30 protein-coding genes and 2 tRNA genes are annotated in these 25,544 nt (G+C 43.2%); 15 read left to right on the top strand and 17 right to left on the bottom strand.

Going from position 1 to position 25,544, the window contains the following annotated elements:
• Positions 1–48 precede the first annotated feature (48 nt).
• Together LBB20_00370 and LBB20_00365 are read left to right on the top strand one after the other, a co-directional pair.
• Positions 49–125: transfer RNA gene (locus LBB20_00370), tRNA-Arg, on the top strand.
• A 4-nt stretch (positions 126–129) separates the two neighbouring features.
• Positions 130–205 (top strand) — tRNA-Ala (locus tag LBB20_00365).
• A 21-nt stretch (positions 206–226) separates the two neighbouring features.
• Here the strand turns inward: LBB20_00365 and LBB20_00360 are convergent.
• The 5 genes from LBB20_00360 to upp all read right to left on the bottom strand — a co-directional run bounded on the left by LBB20_00360 (position 227) and on the right by upp (position 5,657).
• A complete protein-coding gene (locus LBB20_00360; protein ID MDR2735286.1) occupies positions 227–706 on the bottom strand; it encodes a hypothetical protein in 480 nt (159 codons plus the stop codon).
• A gap of 245 nt (positions 707–951) precedes the next feature.
• On the bottom strand, positions 952–1,485 hold the full coding sequence (locus tag LBB20_00355; GenBank protein MDR2735285.1) for a hypothetical protein: 534 nt from the start codon (positions 1,483–1,485) through the stop codon (positions 952–954).
• 47 nt (positions 1,486–1,532) lie between these two features.
• On the bottom strand, positions 1,533–3,083 hold the full coding sequence (atpA, locus tag LBB20_00350) for a F0F1 ATP synthase subunit alpha (GenBank protein MDR2735284.1): 1,551 nt from the start codon (positions 3,081–3,083) through the stop codon (positions 1,533–1,535).
• A 45-nt stretch (positions 3,084–3,128) separates the two neighbouring features.
• Positions 3,129–5,018, bottom strand: a complete 1,890-nt coding sequence (locus LBB20_00345; protein MDR2735283.1) for a hypothetical protein — start codon at positions 5,016–5,018, stop codon at positions 3,129–3,131.
• Positions 5,019–5,036: 18 nt separating this feature from the next.
• The gene (upp, locus tag LBB20_00340; GenBank protein ID MDR2735282.1) at positions 5,037–5,657 is read right to left on the bottom strand and encodes a uracil phosphoribosyltransferase; all 621 of its coding nucleotides are present in this window, start codon (positions 5,655–5,657) and stop codon (positions 5,037–5,039) included.
• A 233-nt stretch (positions 5,658–5,890) separates the two neighbouring features.
• Between upp and LBB20_00335 the strand changes: the two genes are divergently transcribed.
• Positions 5,891–6,412, top strand: coding sequence for a DedA family protein (locus LBB20_00335; GenBank protein ID MDR2735281.1), 522 nt, complete (start codon positions 5,891–5,893; stop codon positions 6,410–6,412).
• On the opposite strand, the gene LBB20_00330 is transcribed toward LBB20_00335, so the two are convergent.
• The gene (locus LBB20_00330; GenBank protein MDR2735280.1) at positions 6,409–7,068 is read right to left on the bottom strand and encodes a lysophospholipid acyltransferase family protein; all 660 of its coding nucleotides are present in this window, start codon (positions 7,066–7,068) and stop codon (positions 6,409–6,411) included. The two genes, LBB20_00335 and LBB20_00330, sit on opposite strands and share 4 nt — an antisense overlap.
• A gap of 133 nt (positions 7,069–7,201) precedes the next feature.
• Between LBB20_00330 and rnhC the strand changes: the two genes are divergently transcribed.
• The 3 genes from rnhC to LBB20_00315 are packed head-to-tail and all read left to right on the top strand — an operon-like array spanning position 7,202 to position 9,697.
• The gene (gene rnhC / locus LBB20_00325) at positions 7,202–8,158 is read left to right on the top strand and encodes a ribonuclease HIII (GenBank protein MDR2735279.1); all 957 of its coding nucleotides are present in this window, start codon (positions 7,202–7,204) and stop codon (positions 8,156–8,158) included.
• A gap of 29 nt (positions 8,159–8,187) precedes the next feature.
• Positions 8,188–8,748, top strand: coding sequence for a preprotein translocase subunit SecG (gene secG, locus LBB20_00320; GenBank protein ID MDR2735278.1), 561 nt, complete (start codon positions 8,188–8,190; stop codon positions 8,746–8,748).
• Positions 8,741–9,697: an outer membrane lipoprotein-sorting protein gene (locus LBB20_00315; protein ID MDR2735277.1), complete on the top strand. Its 957-nt coding sequence runs from the start codon at positions 8,741–8,743 to the stop codon at positions 9,695–9,697. The genes secG and LBB20_00315 overlap by 8 nt, the downstream gene beginning before the upstream one ends.
• 12 nt (positions 9,698–9,709) lie before the next feature.
• On the opposite strand, the gene LBB20_00310 is transcribed toward LBB20_00315, so the two are convergent.
• On the bottom strand, positions 9,710–10,399 hold the full coding sequence (locus tag LBB20_00310) for a hypothetical protein (protein MDR2735276.1): 690 nt from the start codon (positions 10,397–10,399) through the stop codon (positions 9,710–9,712).
• 88 nt (positions 10,400–10,487) lie between these two features.
• Here LBB20_00310 and LBB20_00305 point away from each other — a divergent pair, with 88 nt between their 5' ends.
• Positions 10,488–10,763, top strand: a complete 276-nt coding sequence (locus tag LBB20_00305; protein ID MDR2735275.1) for a hypothetical protein — start codon at positions 10,488–10,490, stop codon at positions 10,761–10,763.
• Between the two features lie 9 nt (positions 10,764–10,772).
• Here LBB20_00305 and LBB20_00300 read toward each other — a convergent pair whose 3' ends face one another.
• Together LBB20_00300 and LBB20_00295 are read right to left on the bottom strand one after the other, a co-directional pair.
• Entirely contained in the window at positions 10,773–11,270 is a 498-nt protein-coding gene (locus LBB20_00300; GenBank protein MDR2735274.1) for a hypothetical protein, read from the bottom strand.
• 76 nt (positions 11,271–11,346) lie between these two features.
• Positions 11,347–12,234 (bottom strand): hypothetical protein, encoded by an 888-nt coding sequence (locus LBB20_00295; GenBank protein ID MDR2735273.1) that lies wholly within the window; start codon positions 12,232–12,234, stop codon positions 11,347–11,349.
• 216 nt (positions 12,235–12,450) lie between these two features.
• Between LBB20_00295 and LBB20_00290 the strand changes: the two genes are divergently transcribed.
• From LBB20_00290 to LBB20_00270, 5 genes are all read left to right on the top strand, one after another.
• Positions 12,451–13,908 (top strand): amino acid permease, encoded by a 1,458-nt coding sequence (locus tag LBB20_00290; protein MDR2735272.1) that lies wholly within the window; start codon positions 12,451–12,453, stop codon positions 13,906–13,908.
• 84 nt (positions 13,909–13,992) lie between these two features.
• Positions 13,993–14,604: a translation initiation factor IF-3 gene (infC, locus tag LBB20_00285; GenBank protein MDR2735271.1), complete on the top strand. Its 612-nt coding sequence runs from the start codon at positions 13,993–13,995 to the stop codon at positions 14,602–14,604.
• A gap of 3 nt (positions 14,605–14,607) precedes the next feature.
• Positions 14,608–15,642 (top strand): N-acetylmuramoyl-L-alanine amidase, encoded by a 1,035-nt coding sequence (locus LBB20_00280; protein MDR2735270.1) that lies wholly within the window; start codon positions 14,608–14,610, stop codon positions 15,640–15,642.
• A 48-nt stretch (positions 15,643–15,690) separates the two neighbouring features.
• A complete protein-coding gene (locus LBB20_00275; protein MDR2735269.1) occupies positions 15,691–16,188 on the top strand; it encodes a UvrB/UvrC motif-containing protein in 498 nt (165 codons plus the stop codon).
• Positions 16,188–17,249, top strand: a complete 1,062-nt coding sequence (locus LBB20_00270; GenBank protein ID MDR2735268.1) for an ATP--guanido phosphotransferase — start codon at positions 16,188–16,190, stop codon at positions 17,247–17,249. The genes LBB20_00275 and LBB20_00270 overlap by 1 nt, the downstream gene beginning before the upstream one ends.
• Here LBB20_00270 and tgt read toward each other — a convergent pair whose 3' ends face one another.
• Complete coding sequence (gene tgt, locus LBB20_00265; protein MDR2735267.1) at positions 17,250–18,440, bottom strand: tRNA guanosine(34) transglycosylase Tgt; 1,191 nt, start codon at positions 18,438–18,440, stop codon at positions 17,250–17,252.
• Between the two features lie 26 nt (positions 18,441–18,466).
• Complete coding sequence (locus tag LBB20_00260) at positions 18,467–19,750, bottom strand: MFS transporter (protein ID MDR2735266.1); 1,284 nt, start codon at positions 19,748–19,750, stop codon at positions 18,467–18,469.
• 93 nt (positions 19,751–19,843) lie between these two features.
• Between LBB20_00260 and dapF the strand changes: the two genes are divergently transcribed.
• Positions 19,844–20,680: a diaminopimelate epimerase gene (gene dapF, locus LBB20_00255; GenBank protein MDR2735265.1), complete on the top strand. Its 837-nt coding sequence runs from the start codon at positions 19,844–19,846 to the stop codon at positions 20,678–20,680.
• Between the two features lie 85 nt (positions 20,681–20,765).
• Here the strand turns inward: dapF and LBB20_00250 are convergent, their stop codons facing one another.
• Complete coding sequence (locus LBB20_00250; GenBank protein MDR2735264.1) at positions 20,766–21,251, bottom strand: helix-turn-helix domain-containing protein; 486 nt, start codon at positions 21,249–21,251, stop codon at positions 20,766–20,768.
• Between the two features lie 181 nt (positions 21,252–21,432).
• Between LBB20_00250 and LBB20_00245 the strand changes: the two genes are divergently transcribed.
• Together LBB20_00245 and LBB20_00240 are read left to right on the top strand one after the other, a co-directional pair.
• On the top strand, positions 21,433–21,657 hold the full coding sequence (locus tag LBB20_00245) for a hypothetical protein (GenBank protein ID MDR2735263.1): 225 nt from the start codon (positions 21,433–21,435) through the stop codon (positions 21,655–21,657).
• Positions 21,658–21,666: 9 nt separating this feature from the next.
• Positions 21,667–22,023 carry a hypothetical protein gene (locus LBB20_00240; protein MDR2735262.1) on the top strand — a complete coding sequence of 119 codons (357 nt, stop codon included), beginning with the start codon at positions 21,667–21,669 and terminating at the stop codon, positions 22,021–22,023.
• 21 nt (positions 22,024–22,044) lie between these two features.
• Here LBB20_00240 and radC read toward each other — a convergent pair whose 3' ends face one another.
• The 5 genes from radC to LBB20_00215 all read right to left on the bottom strand — a co-directional run.
• A complete protein-coding gene (gene radC, locus LBB20_00235) occupies positions 22,045–22,725 on the bottom strand; it encodes a DNA repair protein RadC (protein ID MDR2735261.1) in 681 nt (226 codons plus the stop codon).
• A 17-nt stretch (positions 22,726–22,742) separates the two neighbouring features.
• A complete protein-coding gene (locus tag LBB20_00230; protein ID MDR2735260.1) occupies positions 22,743–23,663 on the bottom strand; it encodes a LysR family transcriptional regulator in 921 nt (306 codons plus the stop codon).
• A gap of 119 nt (positions 23,664–23,782) precedes the next feature.
• Positions 23,783–24,184, bottom strand: a complete 402-nt coding sequence (rpsI, locus tag LBB20_00225; protein ID MDR2735259.1) for a 30S ribosomal protein S9 — start codon at positions 24,182–24,184, stop codon at positions 23,783–23,785.
• A gap of 2 nt (positions 24,185–24,186) precedes the next feature.
• Positions 24,187–24,624 (bottom strand): 50S ribosomal protein L13, encoded by a 438-nt coding sequence (gene rplM / locus LBB20_00220; protein ID MDR2735258.1) that lies wholly within the window; start codon positions 24,622–24,624, stop codon positions 24,187–24,189.
• Between the two features lie 134 nt (positions 24,625–24,758).
• A partial coding sequence (locus LBB20_00215) for a hypothetical protein (protein MDR2735257.1) occupies positions 24,759–25,544 on the bottom strand: 786 nt, incomplete at its 5' end.

Below are 25,544 nucleotides of genomic sequence, written 5' to 3'. Positions count from 1 at the left end.
AATTTGCCTTGCAAAAACGTTGGCTGTTACAGCCTAGAGGACCTGGTTGCACCCCTAGCTCAATTGGATAGAGCATCTGACTACGGATCAGAAGGTTGCAGGTTCGACTCCTGTGGGGTGTGCCAGAATGGGGTCGTAGCTCAGTTGGAAGAGCGCCACAATGGCATTGTGGAGGTCGTCGGTTCGAACCCGATCGGCTCCACCATTTGGTTATTAGGCTAGGGTTTTATTTATGTAAAGGCTGCATTGGCCGCAATATTTCGACTGGCATGTCGTTGTTTTTAGCCATATCTTGCAATAGGTTGGCGATGTCTTCTCTTAATTTATCATTGCTGATGGAGATTAGAGGATCATTTTCCTGGGCATTGCTGCCTTTTTTTCCTAGTAGGACTTTTATGCGGGTACCTATCTCTTTTTTTTCGGTTTCATTTTCCGATTGATTGTATTTATTAACCAGGGACTGGAATATTTTCTCTGCCCCATGCATGGTTTTATGGACCTTGCGTTCGGATAGCTTGATGCTGGTCAAAGCTACTACTTTTTTCGCAATTGGTTCCATTGTATTTGATTCATGTCTGTCGCCAATAGCAAGGAATAATCTGGTGAACCAGTTCCCAACGTTTGCATTTGCGAGTACCTTTCTCTTTTCAGACCAGGAAAGGCTGTTATAATTACGCCTACTACCAGTAATTCCCATCCATCCCATAGCAATCCAATATAATAATAGTATGAAAAATTTTGACAATAGTAAATCACTTCCGGCAAACCGGCAAAAAAAGCCAGTTTCCAAGAAAAAAACGAGGCTTCCAAATGATGATTCAGATCGTCAGTTACTTCTTTTTTAGAAAAATCGAATCCCTGGTAGACCCAGGGAAGCAGCTCAGGAAAATTCAGTAACGGAATTTTTAAGGTATTTTTTGTTTTGATACCCCATAGCCAGGTATCTTTCTATTATTTAGGATGTGGATTTCCTTTATTTAATTTTGCTGCTAGTTCTTTCATTGATTGCTGAGTCATAGATTGTTCATGAGTTTTTCTTATTGATGGGTCTTTTTCTATCTTTGCTAAATCATCTTTTAACTTATTGTCAGTGATAAAATCATATCGATTTTCAGTTCGGTTATCTACACCTATGCTTGCATCTTCTCTTTTCCCTGTTAGCGACCTAATTTGGTTGGCTATTTCAGTCTTCTCCTTTGGGGTGGTATTAGGGCTGTTAAATTTGTTGACAAGATTTTGTATGAATTGTTGGCCGTATTTTATGGCTTTTTTTTCCTTTAGGCTTCCGGTTTTTATATTTGAAATAGCGGTTGTTCCACTCATTGCAACGCTCATGGCATTTTTCCCTGAGCCCCATTTGCTGGCAAGAAACAGTCTGGAAAAGCAGTTACCGATGCCATTATTTTTAAGAATTTCTCTCCTTCCAGTCCAGCTGACGCCATTATAATTATAATTATTATTATTTATATCGCCAATTCCACCCATAACAGATATGAACTATAATAATGTAAAAAATTTTAACAATAGTAAAATTAGGCCGGTGAATTGGCTAGGAAAGATTGTTTCCAGGAAGAGATCACCGTGTCCAACTGTTGGTTCAGTTCGTCGGTTATTTCTTTTTTAGAGATGATCGAATTCAGCAAATCGATGGAGGTGGCCTGGCAGTGGGCAATCACCTGGTCCGAGGCTTCCAATGCACTGGGCAATGGAATGTCATCGAAAATGCCGTGATTTATGGCCCAGAGTATTAGGAGTTGCTCACCTATGTCCTTGGGCTTTGATGTCGACTGCTTGAATAACTCTACGATCCGGGCCCCACGGTCTAGCTGTTGCTGGGTGTTTTGATCCAGATCCGAACCGAATTGGGCAAAGGCAGCTAGTTCGTAGTATTGGCCGAGCTGGAGCTTTAATTTGTTGGCCAGTTGTTTAAATGCTTTCAACTGGGCCGCTGACCCGACTCTTGATACTGAGATTCCCACCGAGATTGCTGGCCTAATGCCTCGGTTGAATAGATCTGTATCCAGGAAAATTTGGCCATCGGTGATGGATATGACGTTGGTGGGAATGTAGGCCGAAACATCCCCGGCCTGGGTTTCTATTATGGGCAGAGCGGTCAGCGAACCATTACCCAGGTCTTCATTCAATTTTGCCGACCTTTCAAGCAACCTGGAATGCAGATAAAACACATCACCTGGATAGGCTTCACGCCCCGATGGACGCTTCAGAACCAGCGATATCTGTCGATAGGCGGTGGCGTGTTTAGAAAGGTCATCGTATACAATTAACGCATCCTGGCCATGTTCCATAAACCATTCACCGATAGCACAACCGGCGTAGGGTGCCAGATATTGATTGGCCGGATTGTCGGCGGCCGGAGAATTCACCACAACGGTGTAATCCAATGCACCGGTTTCGGTCAGAAGCTGTATGGTTCTGGCCACGGTGGAATTTTTTTGACCAATCGCCACATAGATCGAATACACAGGTCGAAAATCCTTGTCTTTGCTGGCGATTCCAGCGCGATTTATCCTGGCCTGATTGATGATCGTATCTATGGCTATGGCGCTTTTGCCGGTGGATCGATCGCCGATTATCAGTTCCCTTTGACCCCGGCCTATCGGTATCATCGCATCGATCGCAATTATCCCGGTCTGGAGCGGTTGGGTGACAGATTTTCTGGCCATAATGCCCGGTGCAGGCTTTTCCATAGGGTACATGGTGCTGCGGTCTAACTGTCCCTTGCCATCCAACGGGTTTCCCAGTGGGTCGATGATCCGACCAAGCAATGCCATGCCCACCGGTACGGACAGGAGCCTACCAGTGGTTTCCGCCTGATCACCTTCTTTTAGGCCTGTGCTGTCACCGAGCAAAACGACGCCCACGTAGTCCTCCTCGAGATTTAGGGCTATGCCAAATATGCTATTGCCAAACGATATCATCTCATTGGCCATCGCTCCGGATAGACCTTCGACCAGGGCAACTCCATCGGCAAGTTCCACTATTTCACCTAGGTTTTTCTTTTGACAGGAGAACCTGATGGCATTGATTTCTTCACGTATTTGGTTCAAAATAGCTTCGGACATAAACCTGACCTTAGCTTTTGGAGCCAAAACATCAAGAATCTTTAGTCAAGGGCATGGAATTTTGTTTAAAAATTTAGAAAAATAGTATTCCATGGTATCTTTAGCCAGGGGCGCCGCATGGGTTGAACCGTAGTAGCTGTCCGATTCGGATTTTTCTTGTACAGCCACGGCGATGGCGATTTGAGGATCTTCCACCGGTGCGAATCCTATAAACCAGGCCACGTTCCTTTTTTTGCCGTTTTCCCATACCTGGGCTGTGCCGGTTTTACCGGCGACACGCAGTCCTTGTATCCTTGCACGCCAACAGGTTCCACCATTGACCGCATCTTCGAAGGCTGAGATAAGCTTTGTGTAGTCATCGTTGCTGAGGCCTATTTCTTCGTGGCAACCCTGTTGGGATGGTCTGTTTTCTTCATGTATAATATGGGGAGTGGTTCTGGTTTCATTTCTGGCCACCGAGGCGGTGAAGCAGGCCATTTGCAGCGGTGTTAGCCGTAGGTATCCCTGGCCGATGGACGTGTTGGCCGTGTCACCGCCCAACCAGGGTCCTAGATTTTTAGCGATTTTCCAGGTTTTGGTCGGCACAATCATTTTTGAGGTTTCGTAGGGCAACTCCAGGCCGGTTTTAGAGTCTAGTCCAAACCTGTGGGCTTCCTTGCTTATGAAGTCTATGCCACATTTTTGGCTGCGATTATAAAAATATACATTACAGCTTTTTTTGATGGCTTCGTGTAATCCGATTTTTCCATGGGCGCGATGGTTATCGCAGCGAAATTTTCCTGTACCAATCATCGTGCTGCCCTGGCAAAGTTCGGTATCCGCTGGATCCCAGGTTGCCGTGCCAGATTTTAGGAATGCTATGGCCGACAGGAGCTTAAATGTGGACCCCGGCGGATATAGTCCCTGGGTTGATCGATTTAGCCAGCCGGTTTCTGCGGATATTTTGCTAAAAATTTCATTGGTTATGCGTGGACTCATCTTTCCAAGGTCATAATTCGGCTTACTTGCCATCACAAGTACTTCGCCGGTGCGCACGTCCAGGACCACGACACTGCCAATTTTGTCGCCGAGGGAGGTTTCGGCAACCTGCTGTAGATCTATGTCTATGCTTATATAACAGTCCTGGCCTTTCTCAGGGTTTCTGAACTCGGTGGTTTGGGCTTTAAACCCAGATGGATCCACCGAGAGGATTTCTTCACCCGAGGTTCCGCTTAGCAAGTCATTCATTATCAGTTCAATGCCAGCTTTGCCCAGCTTATTATATTGGCGAAATGTGGTTATGTTATTATCCAGGCCTCCCAGTGTTTTGGTGGATGTTACGTAGCCAATCACATGGCAGGCTGCTGTGCCCCGAGGATAGGACCTAACATATTCTGTCCCAATCCGTAATGGTGAGTCCGGGGCGATGTTTTCTACCAGTGTTACGTATTCCAGATCGGTCAGATTACCCATCAGTACAAATGGCAGCAGCAGTTCTTTGTTATAATGGCGTTCGATCTGTGCCGGAGTCACGGACAGGTTTCTATGGGTTAGTGCCCTGACCTGGTCCATGTATTTTTGAATTATATTTTTACGGGCTTCGATCTGTAGATTTTTTTTGTTTGTATTTATGCCAGAAGCCCTTGCGCTTCGAAGAAGATTGACATATTCCTGGTTAAATTCACTGCGAAGCAATGGTAGATAGAGCAGCAACTCGTGGCTGGGCGAATTATGGGCAAGAGGGTTGCCATTTCGGTCATATATATTACCTCGCGGTGCGGGTACCAGGATTCTTCTAAGATTTTGGTGTCGTTCTTTTTGCAAAAAATGTTCGTAGCAAATTATCTGACGCCAAAACATGCCAGTTGCCAGAAAAATTGCCAGGCCAAACAGGACTATATAGAGCAATATTAGGCGGATTTTTTTTAACCCAAGCCTGTATTCTAACTCATCCATTGGAGCAGAATTTAGGCATTAAATCGTTGCATTGAATCTATCTCCAAAGTCACCCAGGCCAGGCACTAGATACTTTTTGGCGTTGATGTTGTCGTCGATGGCAACGGTGTAGACATGCACATCGCAAAATTTTTCTGATATATGGGTTATGCCTTCCGAAGACACGACGATACAGCACAGGGTTACGGTTTTGGGATTTTTTTTCAAAATGCGTTCGATGGCCTGAATCGCCGAATTACCGGTGGCCAGAATGGGATCCAGCAGCATCACATTGGCTCCGTCCAGGCTGGGTAGATTTTCATAGTACGGTGACGTTTTCGTGGGCTTCCCGTCACGCTGGAGCCCAAGGTAGCCGATTTTGGCTTCGGGAATAAGGCCGATGGCACAGTCTAACATGGCCAGTCCTGCCCTTAAAATTGGGATAAAAGCCACCTGATTTTCGATCCGGCAGGCTTTGCAGGTTGCCAGTGGTGTTTTGATAATTACGTCTTTTGTAGAAAAACGGTTAGACGCATCAAGCACCAGGCCGGCGGTGACTTGTTTGCAAGCCTGACGGAATTGGATCAGCGAACTATTTACATTTCTTAACAGTGATAGTGCATTTTGCATTATCGGATTACTTACAGTATGCAAAGCCATGGATTAGACCTTAGGGTTGATTTTCCCTAAATCAATGGAAATTTGATGAAGAGCAACTGTATTCAGTCCAGGTTTTAATCAAGTTGTTAATAAATTTTAAATTTATTTGATCATGGATAAAATCATTGACAAACCTTCAACAGGATATTCTAAGTAGAACGGAGCTCTGACCGGTGATCAATTTCACAGATTTTATAAAAGAATGGGGTTATTTGGCTGTTTTTCTCGGCGCTATGATAGAAGGCGAAGTGATAATTCTTACGGCCGCGGCTCTTGCAGCCTATGGAGTTATGTCCATATACAAAGTCTTTTTGGTGGCATTCCTGTCAACGGTTTTGACCGATCAGGGCCTTTTTTGGATTGGCCGCAGAATGGGAATCGAATCGGTCACCAACAGGTTTCCAAAGGTAAAAAAATGTGTTGACAGGGTGTATGACCTTCTGCACAGGCTGGGAGGTCTGTTTATATTTTCTTTTAGGTTTATCTATGGAATCAGGATTGCGAGCCCATTGATTTTGGGGGCGGCGGAAATCAATCCGGTAAAATTTTGGATTTATAACGTTTTTTCCGGTGCCACCTGGGCAATGATTTGCTGTTTTGTTGGCTATATAATCGCAGATGTCATCATGGATGGAAAGTTTGATACCATGCCGGCATTTGCGGCCATAACGTTGCTGGTAGTCATTGTGTTGTGTGGAGTGTACCTCTTTTCCAAAATCAGGGAGAAGAAATCTACCCCGGTGAATAAATCCTAGCTGCCTCGACGGCTTTTATTTAATATTAACATTTCCCTTTGTATTAATCCAATCAGTTCTTCTTCCAGGAGATTTTTGTATTGCGATGGATCTATTTTAATCGCGTTGATTATAACCCGTGAAAATGGTTTTGGGATGTAAAATTTATCCCAGGAGTTTAATCGCCAAGCAGATGCAAACCTGCAACCGAGTAGAATTATGGACACATCTACCTTTTTTGCCAGCACCGCAATGCCGGCTTTGACCACATATCTTGGGCCCCTGGGACCGTCCGGCGTGATGGCGCAATTACAACCACAATTCAGCATGTTTTCAAGCTCTGTGAGTGCTTTGTGTCCACGGCGTTTGCTTGAACCACGAATGGCTTTTATGCCAGCGGACCTGTAGATTTCCGTCAACCAGGCACCGTCTTTGCTTGGACTGATCAGCCCATATATTTTTGTGTTGGACATATATCTTTTGTAAACCTCGGCCGCCACAAATAACCGATTGTGCCAGAATGCGTAGATCTTCGGCCAGTCCACACTGGTCGAGAGTACATCCTGGGCTTGGTTGGATAACTCTATTTTGAGCGTTTTGCTCCATAGGCGTATAAAAATCATAGCGATGCGAACCAGTACTTTCTTTGGCCATGATAGGGTATTAATTTTCGCCATATGTTAAAATTTTGTTAAATCAACCAAAAGCAATGCTAGAATTGGGTAGATAAATGTCAAAACTTATGAAAAATTATTGTACTAGGATCTATTTATTAAATTATTGCTAATCGCATTTGGTGCGCCGCCATCGATGGATAAAAAAAAGAATTGCGTTTATTCGATAGAACTCACAGCACAACAGGCTTTGAAGCTTAAGGAATATTGTTTGGCCAGGTCCTGGGATCGGTACCAGGTAGCCTATGCTGATTTCGCATTTAAGGGCAACGGTATCAATATTGTACATTATAATAGCGGCAAGACCGTCATCCAGGGGAAGGAAACCGAAGAATTTATCACCTTTGTGCTGGAGCCCGAAATAACCATGGAGTTTAATTTTGGGTCTAACGATGAGGCGGATCCACTTTGGTTCCAAGAGCATGCAGGCCTGGACGAGAGCGGCAAAGGTGATCTTTTTGGGCCACTGGTCACGGCCTGTGTCATAGCCGGCCCAGGTGCGATTAAGTCATTGCTGGCCAAAGGTGTTAAAGATAGTAAAAAAATTCATTCAGAAAATATTATTTTGGATCTGGATTCGAGGATCCATGCGCAGAAAGGTGTCGTTTGCCAGAAGATGGTTCTTAGCATGAAGAAATACAATGAGTTATACCTTTCATTCGGTTCTAACATGAATCGATTGCTGGCCTGGATGCATTCGCGGTCGCTTTTGGGCGCATTGCAGCTGCGGCCGGTCAGCCGCGGTCTGTTGGATCAATTTTCGAAGGCTCCCTTGGTTCAGCGATACCTCAAGGATGCGGATGGCTTCACTCTTGATATGCAGACCAAAGCCGAGAGGGATCCGGTGGTGGCTGCAGCGTCGATAGTTGCAAGGGCTGAGTATGTTAGGCAGATGGCTGAGCTGTCGAAGCTCGCCGGAGAAAAATTACAAAAAGGTGCTGGTAAACAGACCCTTGAGCAGGCCAGGAAATTGGTCGAAAAGTTCGGTGATGATAGACTTGGAGAGTTTGCAAAATTGCATTTCAGAACGGCTTACCTGGCGCGTGGCCTAGAACCACCGAAGATAAACAGATTATTGCTTGAAAATTTCTAAATTCTATTAGGGTTAATGCCTATTCTATTATGAGCATGTTTTTTATAGTTGTCCTGACCCTGGCTTTGGTATTGGTCAGTATGTTTATTGTGATGATCATATTGATGCAGCGGCCAAACGAAGAAACCGGCCTAGGTGCCACATTGGGAGAGGGTTCCGTGACAGCGGTATTTGGTGGAGATGCGGTCAATGTGTTGGCGAGATGGACAAAATGGTGTGTAGGATTTTTTTATCTGGCGGCGTTTCTGTTGGCTATGATCTACATGGCCCGGGAACATAAACCGGGAAAGGCCGATGAGATTATTCCAAAGAAAATGGCTGTCACCGAGGTGGCTGATGACACGAAAGCTACTACGGTGGAAGAGAATAGCCTCGGGAAAAGTGCTGAGACAGGTGAGCCCGGTACGGATTCCAACGATGCCAAGGAGGACTTGTATTCATATTCGGCCGGTGATTCGGAACCTGTTTCAGAACCCATTACCGCGGAAGGTGATAATTTCCTCGGTGAGCTCGGCGAATACTACGATGATTCGGGTTTTTCCGATTCCGAGGATACTTACGATGATTCATTCGACAATGAGGGTGAATAAGTACCCGAACCGTGCTCTATCTACCCTGGCCATAATCGTCTTGGTTTGTGCATCGAATGCATCCATGGTGCGTAGGTCGTTTATACCGACTTTGACACCAAAACAGGCAGAGCTTGAGTTGGAAAAGCTTAAAAAACAGTCGCTGGGGAGCTATTCCTTTGTTTTTGACTTGGAACACCGGTCGAAGGATTCAAAGAAAAAACCTGAGACCTGTTTCATATCTGGCACAGAGACAGGAAACAATAGATCAATGAGGCTGGATGTGCCGGGCCAAAAATATTCGTTGTTGTTGAACCTGGTTAATTCCCCTTCTCCGTCGATGGTGCTGCATTATCATGGCAGAATATCCGGTGTTCCGGTGATCCTGGCCAGGCTTGGGTTGTTGGTCCACAGGTTGTTGCCGCCGTTGAGCCCTATGAAACTGGTTTTGCCCTGGCTAGGGCTGTTATGTGATGTTGATAACAAAGTCACCAGTCCACCCGATAGTATCTATGACCAGATAATCCCAGGGTTTATTTTTACGCCAGCAGATATGGGGTTTTCATTCATTTTTTGGGATAAGTTTACCTATCTTGGGCCGAAAAATGTCCTTGGGCTGCAGACCCAGCAGTTCAAACTTGAACCAGGCCCTGGTCAGGCTGTTGGCTTGGCCAATGTCGGATATGTACGTATCTCATTCTGTACATCTTACGGTGCGATTATAAGGGTGGAATACTTTGATAAACAGGATAATTTATTAAAGAAAATGGATCTGCTGAGATTTAAAAAAATCGATGGCCAATGGGTGATGACAGAAATAGATATGGTTGATGAAGTAACAAAACACAGGACAAAGCTCCGGGTGAAAAAAATTGCCTTTGGCTGCAACATCGGAAGATATCTGTCGGTTAATTGGCTGGATAGACCCATCGATGAATGCGAAAATGGCCTAAAATACACGGATGTCTGATTATTTTTCCAACTAATTCCGCCGTAGAGTGGGCTGGCTGTCGACCTTTAGATCGGCATAGGGAGGTAGTTGGTTAGCATTGCAAAGCGCTGACTCAAGCAAACTTGCCTCTTTTTTGATTTTTTTGTAAAAATCTTCTCGTTGTTTCGGAGTTTTGAGAGATTGGCTACATTCCAGTTCCCCAAGTGGCATTTTCACCCCATCAACCGTTATTCTAACAGTATAGAAATCAGGATCTTGTGTTAATTTATAGCGCTTTCTCAGGTCACCGGGAAGGTAGAAATATATGCTTTGCGTGGAGTTGTTTGGTAAGGTAAATATTTTGCATGACGATTTGAATGCCAACATCTTACCGTTTTTCCCAAGACCATTATAGCCGATGTATAGTTTTATTCTGCAATCATCTACCCACTCGGCCTTGGGGTTGGCTGCCACTGCCCTTATATTGATTTTTATTTCTCCCCAACGCTTCATCGCCACAAGAAGTCTGTTTTTGGCGAATTTTATTTTTTCCAAATGAACCCTATCCTCGGCGCTATGAACCTTGTCCTCGACACTATGAACCTTGTCCTCAGCACTATGAACCCTATCCTCGACATTAACCGGTTTATCTACAGCTTCAATCCGTGAATTTATTAAAAAAATCGTAATCAGAATAAAAGCAACCAACTTCGATTTTATGTTTATGCCCTGCGCTTTCATGGTCAATTATAATTTTATGTTTATAAATGGTTGCCTCAAGTAAAAAAAATATTATACTGATTTTTGTAATTATAAGCAGGAGTAAATTATGACAGAATCACAGTTTTCACAAATTGTAAATAATGATGGACGCTATGTCCAGGTGAACAATAATCGCGGCACATTGGACAGTGTAGCCGAAAAACCATTGGATCCAAAACCTAAAAATCCAGTGGCTCAAAATAAAAATGAAACCAAGCCTTCGGTGATGCTAAGCACGGATTTCGAAAAAGCTTTGACCATTGAACGTGGCGGACAGTCTAAAGATGATCCGACAAAAAATGAAGCCGTTGCTGCAGAAAACAAACCAGCGGGTACCATTTAATGATTGAAATTAATTGGAATCCATCTTGGCGGCTTTTTGGAAATTTTCGTGTCCAGGTTGATCGTTAAGATAGGATGCATAGCTGGTTATCAAATCGTTGAAAGCATCGTACAATGCCTTGTCGAGATTATTTATGCCCATTCGAGCTATATCCATAACATCTTCATTTATTATTTCATCCACAAAAAACACGAATGTATTAAATGATTCTCTGCAGGGCAAAGGTACGTCGTTTCTTTGTTTAAGAAGAAGTTGCTTTTGCTCTTCTACTTCATGGTCAAAAGCCTTGGCGTTCAAGAACCTTAGGCATGTTTCAAGCGTTTCCCGAGCCCTGTCTATCAGTGGCTCGGCTTTGGTTTTTTTATCCATATATTCGGCGGCCGAATTGTTTTTCATTCCAGGGAATGCCCGGTGGCTGAAGACTGTTCTATATTTTAAGGCAAAATAGACCAGAACCACCATAAGTGCCAGGAATAATTCGATTAAAACTTTCTTTAACTTTCTCATTGTATTGGTCTTACAATACTTAGCCGTCGGCAAATATTGTCTATCGATGGGCGGTTTGTCAAAGATAAGTTCACTGTTAGGTGAAGAATTTTCGTTGCTTGTCTGATATCGGTAGGCCTAGGAACTCCATGACCTTCATAAAATCCTCCCAGACCAGCCGTTTGGTTTGGTTGCTGTTATTTCTCAAAACATAGGATGGATGGAAGGTTGGTATTAGTTTTATTCCATTGAATTCCAGCCACTTGCCTCTGATATCGGAAATTCTTCGGGAGTCATCCTGGCCAAGCAGTCCATTCACGGCGGTTGCGCCCAGGGCCAGGATAACTTTTGGTTTTACTATTTGCAGCTGGGCGCATAGATAGGGCAGGCAGAATTGCATTTCCTCTTTTGTCGGTGGTCTATTGCCAGTCTTTGTCGGCATTTTGGGCCGCCAATTCATTATATTTCCTATATAAACATCCTCCCGACCTATGCCCATGGCGGTGATGATTTTTGTTAGCAATTGGCCTGCGCGACCTACAAATGGTTCACCAACAATCTCTTCATCGGCACCTGGTGCTTCTCCACATAGAAAGATATCCGCATCGAGATTTCCAACGCCGAATACAATTTTTTTCCCAGGATTAACCTGGGCATTGCATACCGGACAGCTAAGGACTTTGTTTCGCAGCCAGTTCCATTGCTCCTGCTTGGTTCCCTCGGGTAGGTTGATGGAGCCGTTAACCGGTGGTTCAATGTTCTGGATGGTGTTGGGTGTAATCGGGTTTGATCCAGCATTGTCGGCCATGGCGTTGGCTTCACTGGCCCTGTCGATGGAATTCAGAGAGCTGTAATCCTCTCTTTGGCCATCGTTGATCAGCGACAATAAAAATTCTATGTTTTCACCGCTGATTGGAATGCTCTCATGTCCGCTATCACGCAGATCTTCAAGGGCTTTTATGGCGTAATATATGACCTCATTCATGGATTTTTCTGCTGTTAAAATCGGAGATTAGTTGGCCCGGACCAATTTAACATAAAAAAATACAAAAATGTTGATTTTTTTATTTTTTTATAAATTATATAAAGTCGATGGCTGTGAGTGTAAGATTTTTTCTGTCCTTATTTTTCCTGTGTTATGCGATAAGTTCTGCGTTGCTTTCATGATTTTTGTTTTCTAATGGCTAGATATTCTTGACAGATGTCAGTGGGTGTTATTCAGTGCAAGGGGGTGGATTCTAGTGGTCACATAACTTGGACGGCGGGTATTAGCGTATTTTCTCTAGCTATGATGACCTTTGCCACCGTAGCGAATCTTAGGAATTTGCCGGCGATGGCTGTCTACGGAATGTCGATGTTGTTTTTTTATGGCGTTGCAATGGTGACGTTTCTGATACCGACTGCGCTGGTTTCGGCGGAATTGGCCACAGGATTTCCCGAGGATGGCGGTATTTTTAACTGGGTAGGCAAGGCGCTGGGTAACAGGATCGGATTTTTAGCCGTTTGGCTGCAAAATTTTTCAAATTTTGTGACAATTCCGGTTTCGCTGGTCTACCTGGCTGGAGTGCTTTCCTATGCGGTGGGTATTCCGTCCCTGGCTCATAACAACATCTATGTACTTGGCGTTATTTTGGTTACAATATGGATTGGAACCCTGGTGACGATGAAAGGAATGCGGGTTGCAACGGCGATAACTAACATCGGGAGTATTTTTGGTACATTTATTCCTGGGTTTGTGATCATAGCTCTAGGAGGCCTATGGCTTGTGACAGGCAAACATTCAAATATTGAGTTTAACGCTTCCAGGATTGTTCCACCGTTGGCCGAGCCGGCCCAATGGGTATTGTTTTTGAATGTGATGCTAGGGTTTGCTGGCCTAGAGGTGTCTGCTGTCCATACCCGGGATGTGGCTAATCCTCAGAAAAATTTCCCAAGGGCTATTTTGATATCATCGCTGTTGGTTTTTGGTCTGTATGCATTTGGCTCCATGGCAATTGCCATAGCAGTTCCAAAAGAATGTTTGACTCTGGAAACCGGCGTGATCAATGCGATGGATGTGTTGCTGTCCGGATTTGGATTGAAATGGCTAAGTCCTGTGATGGCCGGAATGATGGTGTTTGGTGTGGTAGCTTGGTTTGTGACCTGGATTGCCGGGCCAGCCCGGGGCATGTTGGCTACGGCACGGACAGGCAATCTGCCTCCGATGTTGCAGAAGGTGAACGAAGTAGGGATGCCATCGGCGATAATGATATTCCAGGCAGGTATTATAACTCTGTTTTCCATGTTGTTCGTCCTGTGGGATTCGGTGGAAACCTGTTTTTGGGTTTTGGTCGCGTTTTCAACCCAGTCGCTGCTTCTGATGTATATTTTGATGTTTGTTGCGGCCGTGGTACTTAGGTATAAGTTCCCGGCGGTGACGAGAAGTTATAAGGTGCCCTTTGGTAATGTGGGCATGATAGTTGTATGTATTATTGGTATATTGGTATGTTTAGCGTGTTATTTTGTTGGATTCATACCTCCGGGTGAGTTGCATATTGATAATATGTTCTTGTATGTTACTGTGATGATCATCGGCAACCTGTTGAGTGTTATTTTTCCATTTATTATGTGTATGTTTAGTAAGCCGCACTGGAAAAACGAGATGTTCGTTGCCGGGTAAATCACCTATAAATATTGGATTGAAAAAATGTCAAATTACTAAAAAATTAGACAGATATCTGTCGCAGATTGGGTTGATATATTAATGGCAAATGTTTCATTTAGAGGCGGTGGTTTCGGCAAGAAAGGCCCGTGGAAAAATTATACCAGAAAAAACGAAAAAATTAAGGCAAAGGAAGTTCGTGTGATAGGTTCTGACGGGCTGCCGCTTGGTGTGATGGAAGTTTCCGCGGCCATAGCCATAGCTAAGCAAGAAGGTCTTGATCTTGTAGAGGTTAGTGCAAATGCAATCCCTCCGGTGTGCAAGATCGTAGATTTTGGCAAGTACAAGTATGACGAGGGGAAAAAGCAAAAATCTGGTAAAAGTGCGACGGCTAAGGTTAAGGAAGTAAAATTTCGCTTTTGCACCGAAGAGCATGATTACCAAACTAAACTGAGACATGTGTTGGCTTTTCTGGCCGACGGCAGCAAAGTCAAAATAGGTGTGGTTTTTAGGGGGCGTGAGATGGACCTTATTGGCCTGGGCTTTGATCTGATAAAGAAAGTGATTGAAGATGTTAAGGAATTTGGCACGCCTGACAACGAGCCAAGATTGGCCGGGCGCCTGATTACGTTGAGCTTATCGCCGGTTAGGTCGCACAAAAAAAAGGTTGCCACCGATAACATAAAAGATCTTAATAACGGGCTTGAATTGTAGCCTATGTCCGTTCGTCTGTTATTGTCCACTTTTGTTGTTATTATCTGCCTGGTTTTTGTCATAAATTGCCAGGGGAAGCTGTTCCGGGCCGACGTGGGTCAAAAACCTGGGTTGGTCTGCATAAAAAGCGCTGGGACAGAGTATGTTACGCTGGACTCCGTGGCAAAGGATTTGGATGCTAAAATTTGTTCATCCAATTACAGTGCGACCATTTCCAAGTCCGACATATCGGCAAAGTTTGTTTCGAAGGATAGGTATTTCTATTATAACGATTGTAAAATTTTTATTGGCAGCCCTATCCTCTTGCAACAGAAAAAGTTATATATCGCCATAGACGATTACAAGTTATATGTCCAGCCGATGTTTGCTCCTAGATCCATCGCAAATTCCGTTCCCGGATTAAAGACCATTGTTATCGATCCTGGCCATGGTGGCAGGGATAGTGGTACGACTAATCGCGGTTATAAGTTGGAAGAAAAAAATTTAACCCTGGCCGTTGCAAAGATTGTGCAGACTGAACTTAAGACATTGGGATTCAATGCGATCCTTACAAGGAACAGCGATGCTCACCTGGAGTTGGCCGATAGGGTGAATGCGGCAAACAGGGCAAAAGCAGATCTTTTTTTGAGCATACATTTCAATTCGGCCAATACTAAATCCGTGAGAGGTGTGGAAATTTTTACATTGACTCCGCCGGGGCAGCCATCTTCTTCTAGTTCTAAGAAAACGACTTCTGATTCAATAGCTCTGCCGGGAAACCGGTTTGATCATTGGAACACGGTTGCTGGCTATTCAATGCTGTATTCGATGAAGCAGCGATTAAAATTCGATGATCGCGGGGTCAAGCATGCCAGGTTTGGTGTTTTGAAAGGTCTCAGCTGTCCGGGAGTGCTTGTGGAGGTGGAGTTTCTTTCAAATGACACTGTTGCTAGGCTGTTTACGGCACAGGGTAATCTAGAAAAGACCGCGTTGGCAATTGTGAACGGTGTCTATCGTTATTACCTTAACATGAAGGCTATCAGTAAGTTAAAACAATAATGATTTTGATTGATTGCATTAATTTTACGGGTCATATTATCGGTAGTCATGGATAGTAAATGTTACCTTTGTGGAAACCCTGCGATGGTGCAGATGACGCAGATTGTGAACGACAGCATGCAGGAGATATCTTTGTGCAATGCCTGTGCCCAGAAATGTGGCATATTTGAGTCAGATGTTCCTCATTTATCGATACTTAAGAATATTGGCAGTGCACTGATCAGCAAGATGCAAGCGCTATCTTTTAGTCCGGTTTGCAGCTGCGATGGCTGTGGTTTTTCGCTGTCAAATTATAAAGAAACCGGGTTTGTTGGCTGTCCGAAATGTTACTCAGGGATGTATGATTTCATGATAAAAACCATCGAAAATTTGCAAAAAAGTACGAAGCATATTGGAAAAATTCCTGGCCATATGGATGATAAGTCTTTGAATACCAACTTGAATGATTCACGGGAATCCCTTGAAGAGGCCATGAAACGGGCGATAGCAGAAGAACGATTTGAAGATGCAGCAAAACTAAGGGACCAGTTGAGGTCGCAATTTTGATGAAAAGTGTAAAACAGTTTTTGCTGAGTAGTGGTAAATTTTTTGGCGACGTTGGCCAGCAAAAGGATGTGGTTTTGAGCTCAAGAATCAGGCTGGCGCGAAACCTGATTAGCCATAGATTTCCGCATTGGGCCAGCGATGCAGAGCGTGATAGTATTGCCTCGGTGGCGGAGTCTAAGTTAATTAAACTGAAGCAGTTAAGTGACGGTGTTTTTTTCAGGATCAATGAGTTGAAAGACCATGAAAAACTTGCCCTATGCGAACATTATATCATAAGCAAGGAGCTGTCGCTGCCCAGTGCCTGCGTGGCTTGCAGCAATGATCAGACCATTTCGATCATGGTAAATGAGGAAGATCATCTTCGTATACAAGCACTTAGAGGTGGCATGGGATTGAAGGCCCTTTGGACTGTTATAGGTGCGATCGATGACAATCTAGATGGCGGCGATTTTGCTTTTGACAAAAGGCTTGGTTATTTGACCGCCTGCCCGACAAATATTGGCACCGGGATGAGGGCTTCGGTCATGATGCATCTCCCTGGCCTGGTGATAGATAAGCAAATTCAGCATACCATAGGTGCGCTCAATAAGATCGGTGTTACGGTCAGGGGCGTTCTGGGCGAGGGCACGAACGCTTTCGGTAACATTTTTCAGCTGTCGAATCAACACACGCTGGGGTTGTCTGAACAGGACATAATAATGAAAATGGAGCATGTGGCTAAGACAGTTACGGAACATGAAAATTTGGCGAGAGACAGGATATTCAAGTCGGCGAGGTCTTTTATTTTGGACAAAATTTGCAGAGCCTACGGAATTTTGCGATCCTGCTACAAGATCGGAGGTAGTGAAGCTTTCGAGCTTTTATCCTGGATGAGGCTGGCTTCGGAGCGAGAAATTTTGCCGTTGTCCTATCGAAACGGCATAGATAGGTATATGCTGGAAATCCAAAAAGGCCACCTGATGGTGTTTTCCGATGAAGCTGCTCTGCCAGAGTTTCGCGATATCATGCGTGCAAAGATATTACGTAAGTTCTTCTCCGGTCAAGAGATATCGGTAGATTGATCAGGGTGCAACAATATTCCACCTTTTCATGATAGAGCCAAATGCTCCGGCTTTTATCGCTGCCCTTATTTCTTTTAAGAAGTTGCTCATAAACGCCGTATTATGTATTGCAAGTAGTTGGCCTCCAAGAAGTTCTTTTGCTTTGAACAGATAATGAATATAGGCTTTGGTAAAATTTTTACAGCAATAGCAGCTGCAGTTTTCCTGAATTGGCGATAGATCTCCAGAGAATTTAGAATTCTTGATGTTGATAAACTCTTTTCCATCACAATGTTGTGGTTCAAGAAGTGCGCCTCCATGTCTGGCCAATCTCATCGGATGAACGCAATCGAAGGTATCTATCCCGCCGGCGATGCCATTGATGATATCGCTCATTCCTCCTATGCCAAGAAGATGCGTAGGTCTTTGCTTATCAATGTGTTGACATGTAAGTCTTATAATTTCATGCATATGGGCTTTTGATTTTCCGAGGCTTCCGCCTATGGCCTGGCCGAAGAAGTCGTTGCTGCGGACGAATTCCGCACTTAGTTTTCTAAGATCTTCATACACACCACCTTGGATTACACCATACAGGGCCTGCATCGATGTATCGTATTTTTTAAACTCACCGAGGCACCGCAGTTCCCAGCGATGGCTCAGGTTCATCGAACGCTCGTTGTAGCTTTTATCCGCGCGGATCGGAGCACATTCGTCCAGCGCCAGAATTATGTCAGCGCCGAGCTGGCACTGGGTTTTTATCGACGCCTCCGGTGTCAGAACACGAACCTGGCCATCCACATAGGATCGGAATGTCGCGCCGGTTTCATCTATTTTGAGAAGTGTTTTCGGTCTGGCTTGATTGCTAGTTCCCTTGAGTTCGGCGCTAATCCCGCCGTGACCAAAGCTAAATATTTGGAATCCTCCCGAATCGGTGAGCATTGGGCCGTTCCAATTCAACATCTTATGTAACCCGCCGTGTTTTTGAACAAAGCCGCCGCCGGGTTGCAAGAAAAGATGATAGGTGTTGCACAGTATTATATCCGCACCTGCTTCTTTAACCTGTTGCGTTGTAAGGGATTTCATGGCGCCTTTTGTTGCGCAAAAGATAAAATTCGGGGTCTCCAGGGTGCCGTGCGGTGTTTTAAGTAACCCGCATCGTGCCCAGGAAGAACTGTCTGTGTGCGTGATTTTAAAACTAAGGTTTTCGTACATATCTATATATAATCCAAAAAATTAGCTCAGTCCATATCCGATGCTTTTGTAAAAAATATCGATGCCAAAAATAGGATTATGGCCAGAACCATGAAGCATCTCGTGGCGATCAAATAGGTTGAAAATATGGATTTTGACAGGCTCATAAGGTATGGGCTAACGGCATTAAATATCGAAACGCTTAGGGAAACAAAGCCAATTATGTTTCCTAAGTGCTTGCGGCCGAACAATCTTGCCCAGGGTGCTGACAGCATGATGGTGTACATCCCGTAGTTGCACCCCATGAAAAATACGAGAGGATAGTAGGCAAGATCGGTTTTGCCGAATTCCAGCGTTGTTAATAATAAAATCTGTATTAAAAATGATAACATTAGTCCGTATTTCAGGGATACTTTGTCTTGTAACCAGCTGAATATTAGACTCATAAGTGCGCTCACCAGGGAGACAGGTTTAAAAAAATTAAACGCGTTTTGTTTTTCATAACCAAACTCCCGGAAGATGTCGACCACATGGAATTGTATCCCCGTTCCTAGGAGCGTGACCATCGATCCGGCCAATGTAAACAGCCAAAATGCTGGGGATTTTATGGCCTGATAGATGTCTTTGTCTGGACAGATTTTCTCGTTGGACTCGCCTCCATCCAGGGTTAGGGCAAATTGCGCAGGGTGGTCTCGCCCGAACAACCATATGATTGGCGTAAAGACCAGCAGGATCAGGCCAGCGATTATTATCCAGGAAAATTCTATTCCAACATTGTCTATCAACGAGTTAAATAAACTTGGAGCGATGCCAAAGCCGATGGATAAAAATATGCCAGAGATACCCAACATTATGCATTTTTTTTTCTCAAACCAATTAAGTAGAATTATTCTACTGAACATTGGTATCAGGTTCTGACCAAAGAACTTAAGTGCAAAAACGCCAAGGGACAGGATTGTAATGTTTAGAATTTTTGACAGATGTATTAATGGTATGTGTTCGCTAAGTATTAACCCTAGCAACAACATAGAGAACCCGAAAGAGGCCAATGTAATTGTCAGAGCTTTGCGTGGCCCAATCCTATCGCATTTGCTGCCAAAAAATGGCAAAAAAGACACTGACAGGATGGAACAAATCGCATAAATTGTGCTTATGCCGTTCCTGCTGATGCACAACCTGCTCATCAATGGTTCTATAAATGCGCATATTCCGGCGACGTGCCCAGGAAGACTTGCCAGTTTTGCCATCGTCGAGACGAATAAAATCATCCAACCATAGAAAAATGTAAAATTTTTTGAAGAAAATGGAAAATCCGGTAGAAATATTTTCATTGTTTCGTAATGAATAGCGACAGAGCCCATTAGCAACAAATATATTTTGGTTGCCAAGCATTTTTGTGGCGGTTATAACCCGCAATCGTGTTGATGTTTGAAAAATATCAGGCCCTCGGGAATGCCTACTTGATATTTAGAGATGAGGATGGCAGGGGGTTGGACGCTCCCACCATAAGGACCGTCTGTGACAGTCATTATGGCATTGGCTCTGACGGAGTACTGATCGGTAACAGACTCGGTGACAACAGGTTCAAGCTTGAGATATTCAATCCGGATGCTAGCGTTGCCGAGAAGAGTGGTAACGGCCTGAGGATATTCGCGAAATTCGTTTGGGACGAAGGAATTACGTCGGCGGACGAGCTGGTTATAACTACGCCATCAGGTGAGTCTAGGTGCAGTAAATTTGGCGATGAAATATGTGTGAATATGGGAAGGCCGAGGTTCAGCGACACAAACATTCCTGCTCCGGCAGATTTTTTGCAACACATTGATGGTCAAGTGGTAGAGTTGCATGCCCTGTCCTTTGGAAATCCCCATTGCGTGATCTATGTGGATGATCTCGATGTTGATAATACAAAAAGGATCGGCCCACTGGTGGAAAGATTGCCACTGTTCCCTCGGCGGACCAATGTGCAATTCCTGAAGGTGATATCGAACTCATTGATACAGATACAGATATGGGAACGCGGTGTGGGCTATACCCTGGCCTCTGGCAGTGGTGCCTGTGCCGCCTTTGCCGTATCAAAAAAGTTGAACATCTGTGGAAATGACGTCATTGTCGAAATGCCTGGAGGTAAGCTATTTATGAAAGAAAATGCCCGGGGCGAAGTGTTGCAATACGGGTCAGCTTTAAAAATCGCTAGCTGTATTGTAAAAAACTACGGACCGACGACTAGCGACGATCCGAGGAATAAAACTAAACTTTAGGAACACGAGAGAATTTCTCCCTCACATTATATGAGACGTTAAATTTTTTGATATGTTCAGATTTTTTATCAAAAACTTTTAATTTCTAAAACTTTTCATCCTCATCGGCTAATCTGTCGTGTCCAGGAGGAATGTCATCAAAAAAGCTGAGTGGAAAACGTTTCGTGATCTCTATCCATGTATGTTCCAAGCCGTAACGTGTTGTTTCAGCCCGGTTCAAGTATTCGGAAAAGTGTTTTTCTATTTTGGCTCTCAAGCTTTCTTTGTCACATTTCTTGGCCTCGGATCCGGCTATTTCCTTAATGATTTCATTCAATTTAGCCACAGGCCGTTCGGCATAGGAGTCCCAGTTATGACCGTTTGTCAGATATTCCTTGGTTACATGGAATAATTTTGCAATTTTTTCTAGAATTTTTTCGGAAGATGGAATTCTTCCATTTTTCCATGTGCTGACAGTGGAGACAGCTGCACCAGTTGCTTCGCTTATGTCTCTAAGCGTTAGGTTATGATACCCAAGCAATATCCTGAATCTTAGCCCGAAGCTACTGTCCCTTATTCTTTTGTGCTTCATAAAATTTTTCTACTTAAAGATAGAATTTGTTTGATTTTTGCTAAAAAGTGTAAAAATTACATATCATAGAGAGATATGATAACAATAATTTGTTTTTTAGCAATTAGTTCTATCCTCAATAAATCAATAGGTGATAGATTTATATCTGTGAACTGCCCAATTCATAGAACCAAAAGATGAAATGAAAGACCCAGTATATAAGTTAATCGAGTATATTCTTACGAAACTGGAATCTGAAAAAGTCAGCGATAGGGTCGAATTATATGACATTATTGCTGACTTTATCCCAAATAAAACCACTGCAACAAAACTTCGCGAGTATGCTGCTGCCCTCGGAAAAGTGGATCGCAATATCAGGGCCATAAAACTGTCCATGTCAGGGTTATGTGATAAATTTTTTTTATAAGGATGAAATATGAATGTTAACGATAATAATCATTTTGGATTTATGGTTCCGCACCAAAACTGGTTTTCGCCCAAGGAGATGGCATCAATAATAGGTAAGACAGACCAATACGTTCGGGATGCCTTTGATAACCAAAAAATCCTTGGCCACGTGGCCAACGGCCGGACTCCGAAAGGCATGGAGAAAAGGAAATCCTACCGTATCCATCGAGATGGCATTTTGCTATACCTGCTCGAGACTGCAAATTATTCTCCCGCAGACTTTTTGGATCGGGTGACCGATTTATTATCCCATAGGCCAAGGTCCCAGCTGGAAGAGCTGAGAGATTATGTGGATAACCTGATTAGAAGGAAAAGTGCCTTTTGAATAAAATACTAAGATGTTTAACTACAACAAGTTGGCTCTTCTAAACGAAAATACCGAATTTCGAGCGACTATTATATGGTCTAGGACGCGAATGCAAAGTGAATTGCATATGTACACGATGGATTTGGTTATGCGCTCATCGGAGACCGATGGCCGTTCCGAGCCGGATGGGTGATTATGCGCGAGAACAATTCCGCAGGCTCCTTTTCTTATGGAATGTTCTATTATCTTGCGAGGGAATACGTTAGCTCGGTCGATGATTCCCTCTTCTATTCTTTCTATTCCGTTCCTGAGCAGACGCAACTGCTTATCCAAGTAGGCGACCTCGAACACTTCGTGGTTTAAATGGCCAATCCTTATTTGCCAAAAATTTTCCAATTTTGAGGTTGTGTCGAATTTTACCCTGGTGTTTTCCGCCGATTTTTGCAAGTACAGCGCGGCGGCGTTCCTTATAATATGGAGGGCGATGGCCGTGGTTTTACCTATGCCTTTTATTTCCTGCAATTTTTCAATATCAGCATCTAAAACCTCACTTAACGAGCCGAACCGTTGTAGTAATTCCTTGGCCTGGGTCTTAACATCTTTTCTTGGAATGCATAATGTTAATAGCAGCTCTAGAATTTCATGTTCTGCAAAACAATCAAAGCCGGCCTTCAGAAATCTTTCTCGCAGGTTTTGTCTGTGTCCATTGCTATTTTTCATGGTTGGCTTGTTTTCGCTTAGCTATCTTCAAGAGTGTTGCCAATGTGCAGGAAGTTGATGTCTCCCTTCAATATAGCGAAAAATACGTTCATTGCTGATGTTACATAACTGTCTTTTTTATAAAAAAACGACAACACGCATGGCATTTTTGTATCCTTTATCCTCGAACAGTAAAACACCTGTTTATCCAGTTCCATATATACCGAAGAAATCGGGACGATCGATGGTCCGAGATTGGCTTCAACGGCACATTTTATCAAATCTATATTATCGAATTCTGTGGATGTTCGAGTATTTATGTTGTTTGAACTGAGTATGTTATCGATTATATTCCGATTAGGTGAATTTTGTAAAAATTTTACAAAAGCCATATTTTCTAATTCAAAAGGATCTATCTCTTTGTTGCCATATAATTTCGACATTTTTGAGCTTATGATTACCAGTTCTTCTTCGCCAAAAGCATGTGTTTTTATGTCTGCGCTTTTGATATCTCCTTCTATGATACCAACATCTATGACATCAGCCATTAGGTCCTCGCAGATTTTTTCATGATTAGAATAGTACATTAGCTGGATTTTGGTTGATCTTGATGACCTCAAAAAGTCGCTAATATAGGGAGGAATTATGTACATACCAATGATATAGGTTGTCCCAATAAGTAGTTTATCGTTGACTTTCCCATTTATATTATTTAGCTCACCACGAAGTGATGAGTAGTTTGTTACAATTTTTTTTGCATGCTGGAGTAGTTTTTGGCCCTGCTGGGTCAAGGTTAATGACTTGTGCGTCTTGTCGATCAGGTTAGTTCCAAAGTATTGCTCCATGGTATGTAGCTTTTGACTGACCGCTGATTGAGTTAAATGGTTTAGTTTCGCGGCGTTAGAAAAGCTTTTAGTCTCGATTATATCGATGAAAACTTTAAAATTTTCTATGTGCATATACGAATTCCCCGATATTATGCACAAATTTGCGATCTTCTAAACAAAAATATAACCTAAAAAAGCCAAATCAGCCTTTATGATCAAATCATGAAATACAACCTATACTAGTGGAGCAACTAGCGTTTTGAAAACTGAAATCTTTTTCTTGCTCCCGGCTGCCCTGGTTTCTTCCTTTCGCGCATGCGAGCGTCCCTTGTCAAATGTCCAGCCATTTTTAATTTGGATCTCAATCCACTATCCATGAGCTGAAGGGCTCTGGCGATGCCTAGACATACAGCTCCGGCCTGGCCATTTTTACCGCCTCCGTCCACAAGGATGCGAATGTTAACTTTGTCAGTCTTCTCAACCAAGGTCAACGATGCCAAAGCTGCTTTTTGCTCAGCTTCATTGGGAAAATATTCGGCAAAATCTTTGCCATTCACCTTGATTTTCCCTGTTCCTGGTGACAGACGAACCCTGGCTCGGGCAGTCTTTCTTCTGCCGATAGACACAAACTCTTGAATAGAATCGATAGCCATTACTAGAAGGACGTTAGAGTTACTGGTTGTTGAGCCTCATGGGGATGTTCATTACCCCGATATACCTTCAGTTTTTTGAGAAGTTCATTGGAAAGTCTGTTCCTGGGCAGCATACCCTGCACCGCATGTTTTATTATAAATTCAGGATTACGTTTACGCATAGCTTCTAAACTAAAACGCTTCTCATTCCCTTTATACATGGAATAGAACATATATTTTTTCTTACTATTTTTTTCACCGGTTGTTTTTACACTGCCTGCATTCGTAACTATGACAAAGCCACCACAGTCGATATGATGAGCGAATATAGGTCTATCCTTTCCGCGTAAAATATTGGCAATTTTAACAGCGAGCTTGCCTAAAACCACATTACTAGCATCGACTACATACCATAAACTGCTGGATCTGCTGCTTTCTTTACTAACCAAGGTCGTTTTCATCAAACAAATACAAAAGCTAGGGTACGGTTTTGTACTGTCAATCATTTTTTGTTGAATCGGTGCATTCGTCCACAACTATCTACCGGTTATCCTGATTAATTATAGGATTGTTGTGGGTAGTAATCTTTCGAATTTTAACCAGGCGGATTAATTTTGATTCTTAGGACATGCTTTTGCGGATCCGAGGAGATCCATTCTTCTAGATTGTTCAGGCAACCATGAAGTGTGTTGAATTTGTAATCGTTATAAGATCCGATAAGCAGTTTAAGCATTGAACGGATCTTTTCGATAGTCTCTTTAACAACACTAAACGGGTTTCTGTTGCCACCAAACCTATTGCTGATTTTTTTTCTGAACCATCCTTCATTATCATGCTTGGCTAGGATGAAAGTTATAGTGTCCATATTTTTTTCCAACTCATGTATGTCATCGAATATAAACCTGGATATATCTTCACGGATCGACATGATATTTTTTGATATTTGTGCCAGATTATTGATTGAACTATTGACTACGTCAACATAGCCAGAGCAGAATGAAAGTTTATTATATATAGCACCTATTCTATTTAGGCAGATTGGCAGATTTATTTTAAAGTTATCCAGTTCTGCAATTAATCTGCCTGGATTTAATAGTTGTCGATATTCCTGTTTTAAAGATTCACTGATGGCCGCATTAACTATGTCAACCATCGAATCATTATTTGCTTGGTCTATATTTTCAGGACACACGATTCGATATAAATCTATAAAATAGCGATTATATTTATTATGTTGATTTACATCGAATAGATTCCGTATGTTCTGTATGGTGTCGAAATCGATACAAAACATATTCACATTATAACTATTGCAAAATTCATACATAGACTTTAGCATTACGGTTGCCGATCGAATAAGTTCAATGGAACGATACAATTT

The sequence above is a fragment of the Puniceicoccales bacterium genome (assembly GCA_031283585.1).
GTDB lineage: Bacteria > Verrucomicrobiota > Verrucomicrobiia > Opitutales > LL51 > JAIRTH01.
The sequence above is the reverse complement of the archived record's forward strand: the minus strand, read 5'-3'. Positions and strand labels throughout refer to the sequence as shown.

Excerpts from the sequence above, each read along its gene's own strand:
- LBB20_00250 (MDR2735264.1), bottom strand. The coding sequence starts at position 21,251 with ATGAAGCACAAAAGAATAAGGGACAGTAGCTTCGGGCTAAGATTCAGG.
- rpsI (MDR2735259.1), bottom strand. The coding sequence starts at position 24,184 with ATGGCTATCGATTCTATTCAAGAGTTTGTGTCTATCGGCAGAAGAAAG.
- LBB20_00295 (MDR2735273.1), bottom strand. The coding sequence starts at position 12,234 with ATGAATGAGGTCATATATTACGCCATAAAAGCCCTTGAAGATCTGCGT.
- LBB20_00260 (MDR2735266.1), bottom strand. The coding sequence starts at position 19,750 with ATGAAAATATTTCTACCGGATTTTCCATTTTCTTCAAAAAATTTTACA.
- rnhC (MDR2735279.1), top strand. The coding sequence starts at position 7,202 with ATGGATAAAAAAAAGAATTGCGTTTATTCGATAGAACTCACAGCACAA.
- tgt (MDR2735267.1), bottom strand. The coding sequence starts at position 18,440 with ATGTACGAAAACCTTAGTTTTAAAATCACGCACACAGACAGTTCTTCC.
- atpA (MDR2735284.1), bottom strand. The coding sequence starts at position 3,083 with ATGTCCGAAGCTATTTTGAACCAAATACGTGAAGAAATCAATGCCATC.
- LBB20_00280 (MDR2735270.1), top strand. The coding sequence starts at position 14,608 with ATGTCCGTTCGTCTGTTATTGTCCACTTTTGTTGTTATTATCTGCCTG.
- LBB20_00245 (MDR2735263.1), top strand. The coding sequence starts at position 21,433 with ATGAAAGACCCAGTATATAAGTTAATCGAGTATATTCTTACGAAACTG.
- LBB20_00360 (MDR2735286.1), bottom strand. The coding sequence starts at position 706 with ATGGGATGGATGGGAATTACTGGTAGTAGGCGTAATTATAACAGCCTT.
- LBB20_00355 (MDR2735285.1), bottom strand. The coding sequence starts at position 1,485 with ATGGGTGGAATTGGCGATATAAATAATAATAATTATAATTATAATGGC.
- LBB20_00290 (MDR2735272.1), top strand. The coding sequence starts at position 12,451 with ATGTCAGTGGGTGTTATTCAGTGCAAGGGGGTGGATTCTAGTGGTCAC.
- LBB20_00330 (MDR2735280.1), bottom strand. The coding sequence starts at position 7,068 with ATGGCGAAAATTAATACCCTATCATGGCCAAAGAAAGTACTGGTTCGC.
- LBB20_00310 (MDR2735276.1), bottom strand. The coding sequence starts at position 10,399 with ATGAAAGCGCAGGGCATAAACATAAAATCGAAGTTGGTTGCTTTTATT.
- LBB20_00275 (MDR2735269.1), top strand. The coding sequence starts at position 15,691 with ATGGATAGTAAATGTTACCTTTGTGGAAACCCTGCGATGGTGCAGATG.
- LBB20_00240 (MDR2735262.1), top strand. The coding sequence starts at position 21,667 with ATGAATGTTAACGATAATAATCATTTTGGATTTATGGTTCCGCACCAA.
- upp (MDR2735282.1), bottom strand. The coding sequence starts at position 5,657 with ATGGCTTTGCATACTGTAAGTAATCCGATAATGCAAAATGCACTATCA.
- secG (MDR2735278.1), top strand. The coding sequence starts at position 8,188 with ATGAGCATGTTTTTTATAGTTGTCCTGACCCTGGCTTTGGTATTGGTC.
- LBB20_00345 (MDR2735283.1), bottom strand. The coding sequence starts at position 5,018 with ATGGATGAGTTAGAATACAGGCTTGGGTTAAAAAAAATCCGCCTAATA.
- LBB20_00270 (MDR2735268.1), top strand. The coding sequence starts at position 16,188 with ATGAAAAGTGTAAAACAGTTTTTGCTGAGTAGTGGTAAATTTTTTGGC.
- LBB20_00230 (MDR2735260.1), bottom strand. The coding sequence starts at position 23,663 with ATGCACATAGAAAATTTTAAAGTTTTCATCGATATAATCGAGACTAAA.
- LBB20_00300 (MDR2735274.1), bottom strand. The coding sequence starts at position 11,270 with ATGAGAAAGTTAAAGAAAGTTTTAATCGAATTATTCCTGGCACTTATG.
- infC (MDR2735271.1), top strand. The coding sequence starts at position 13,993 with ATGGCAAATGTTTCATTTAGAGGCGGTGGTTTCGGCAAGAAAGGCCCG.
- LBB20_00335 (MDR2735281.1), top strand. The coding sequence starts at position 5,891 with ATGATAGAAGGCGAAGTGATAATTCTTACGGCCGCGGCTCTTGCAGCC.
- radC (MDR2735261.1), bottom strand. The coding sequence starts at position 22,725 with ATGAAAAATAGCAATGGACACAGACAAAACCTGCGAGAAAGATTTCTG.
- LBB20_00305 (MDR2735275.1), top strand. The coding sequence starts at position 10,488 with ATGACAGAATCACAGTTTTCACAAATTGTAAATAATGATGGACGCTAT.
- dapF (MDR2735265.1), top strand. The coding sequence starts at position 19,844 with ATGTTTGAAAAATATCAGGCCCTCGGGAATGCCTACTTGATATTTAGA.
- rplM (MDR2735258.1), bottom strand. The coding sequence starts at position 24,624 with ATGAAAACGACCTTGGTTAGTAAAGAAAGCAGCAGATCCAGCAGTTTA.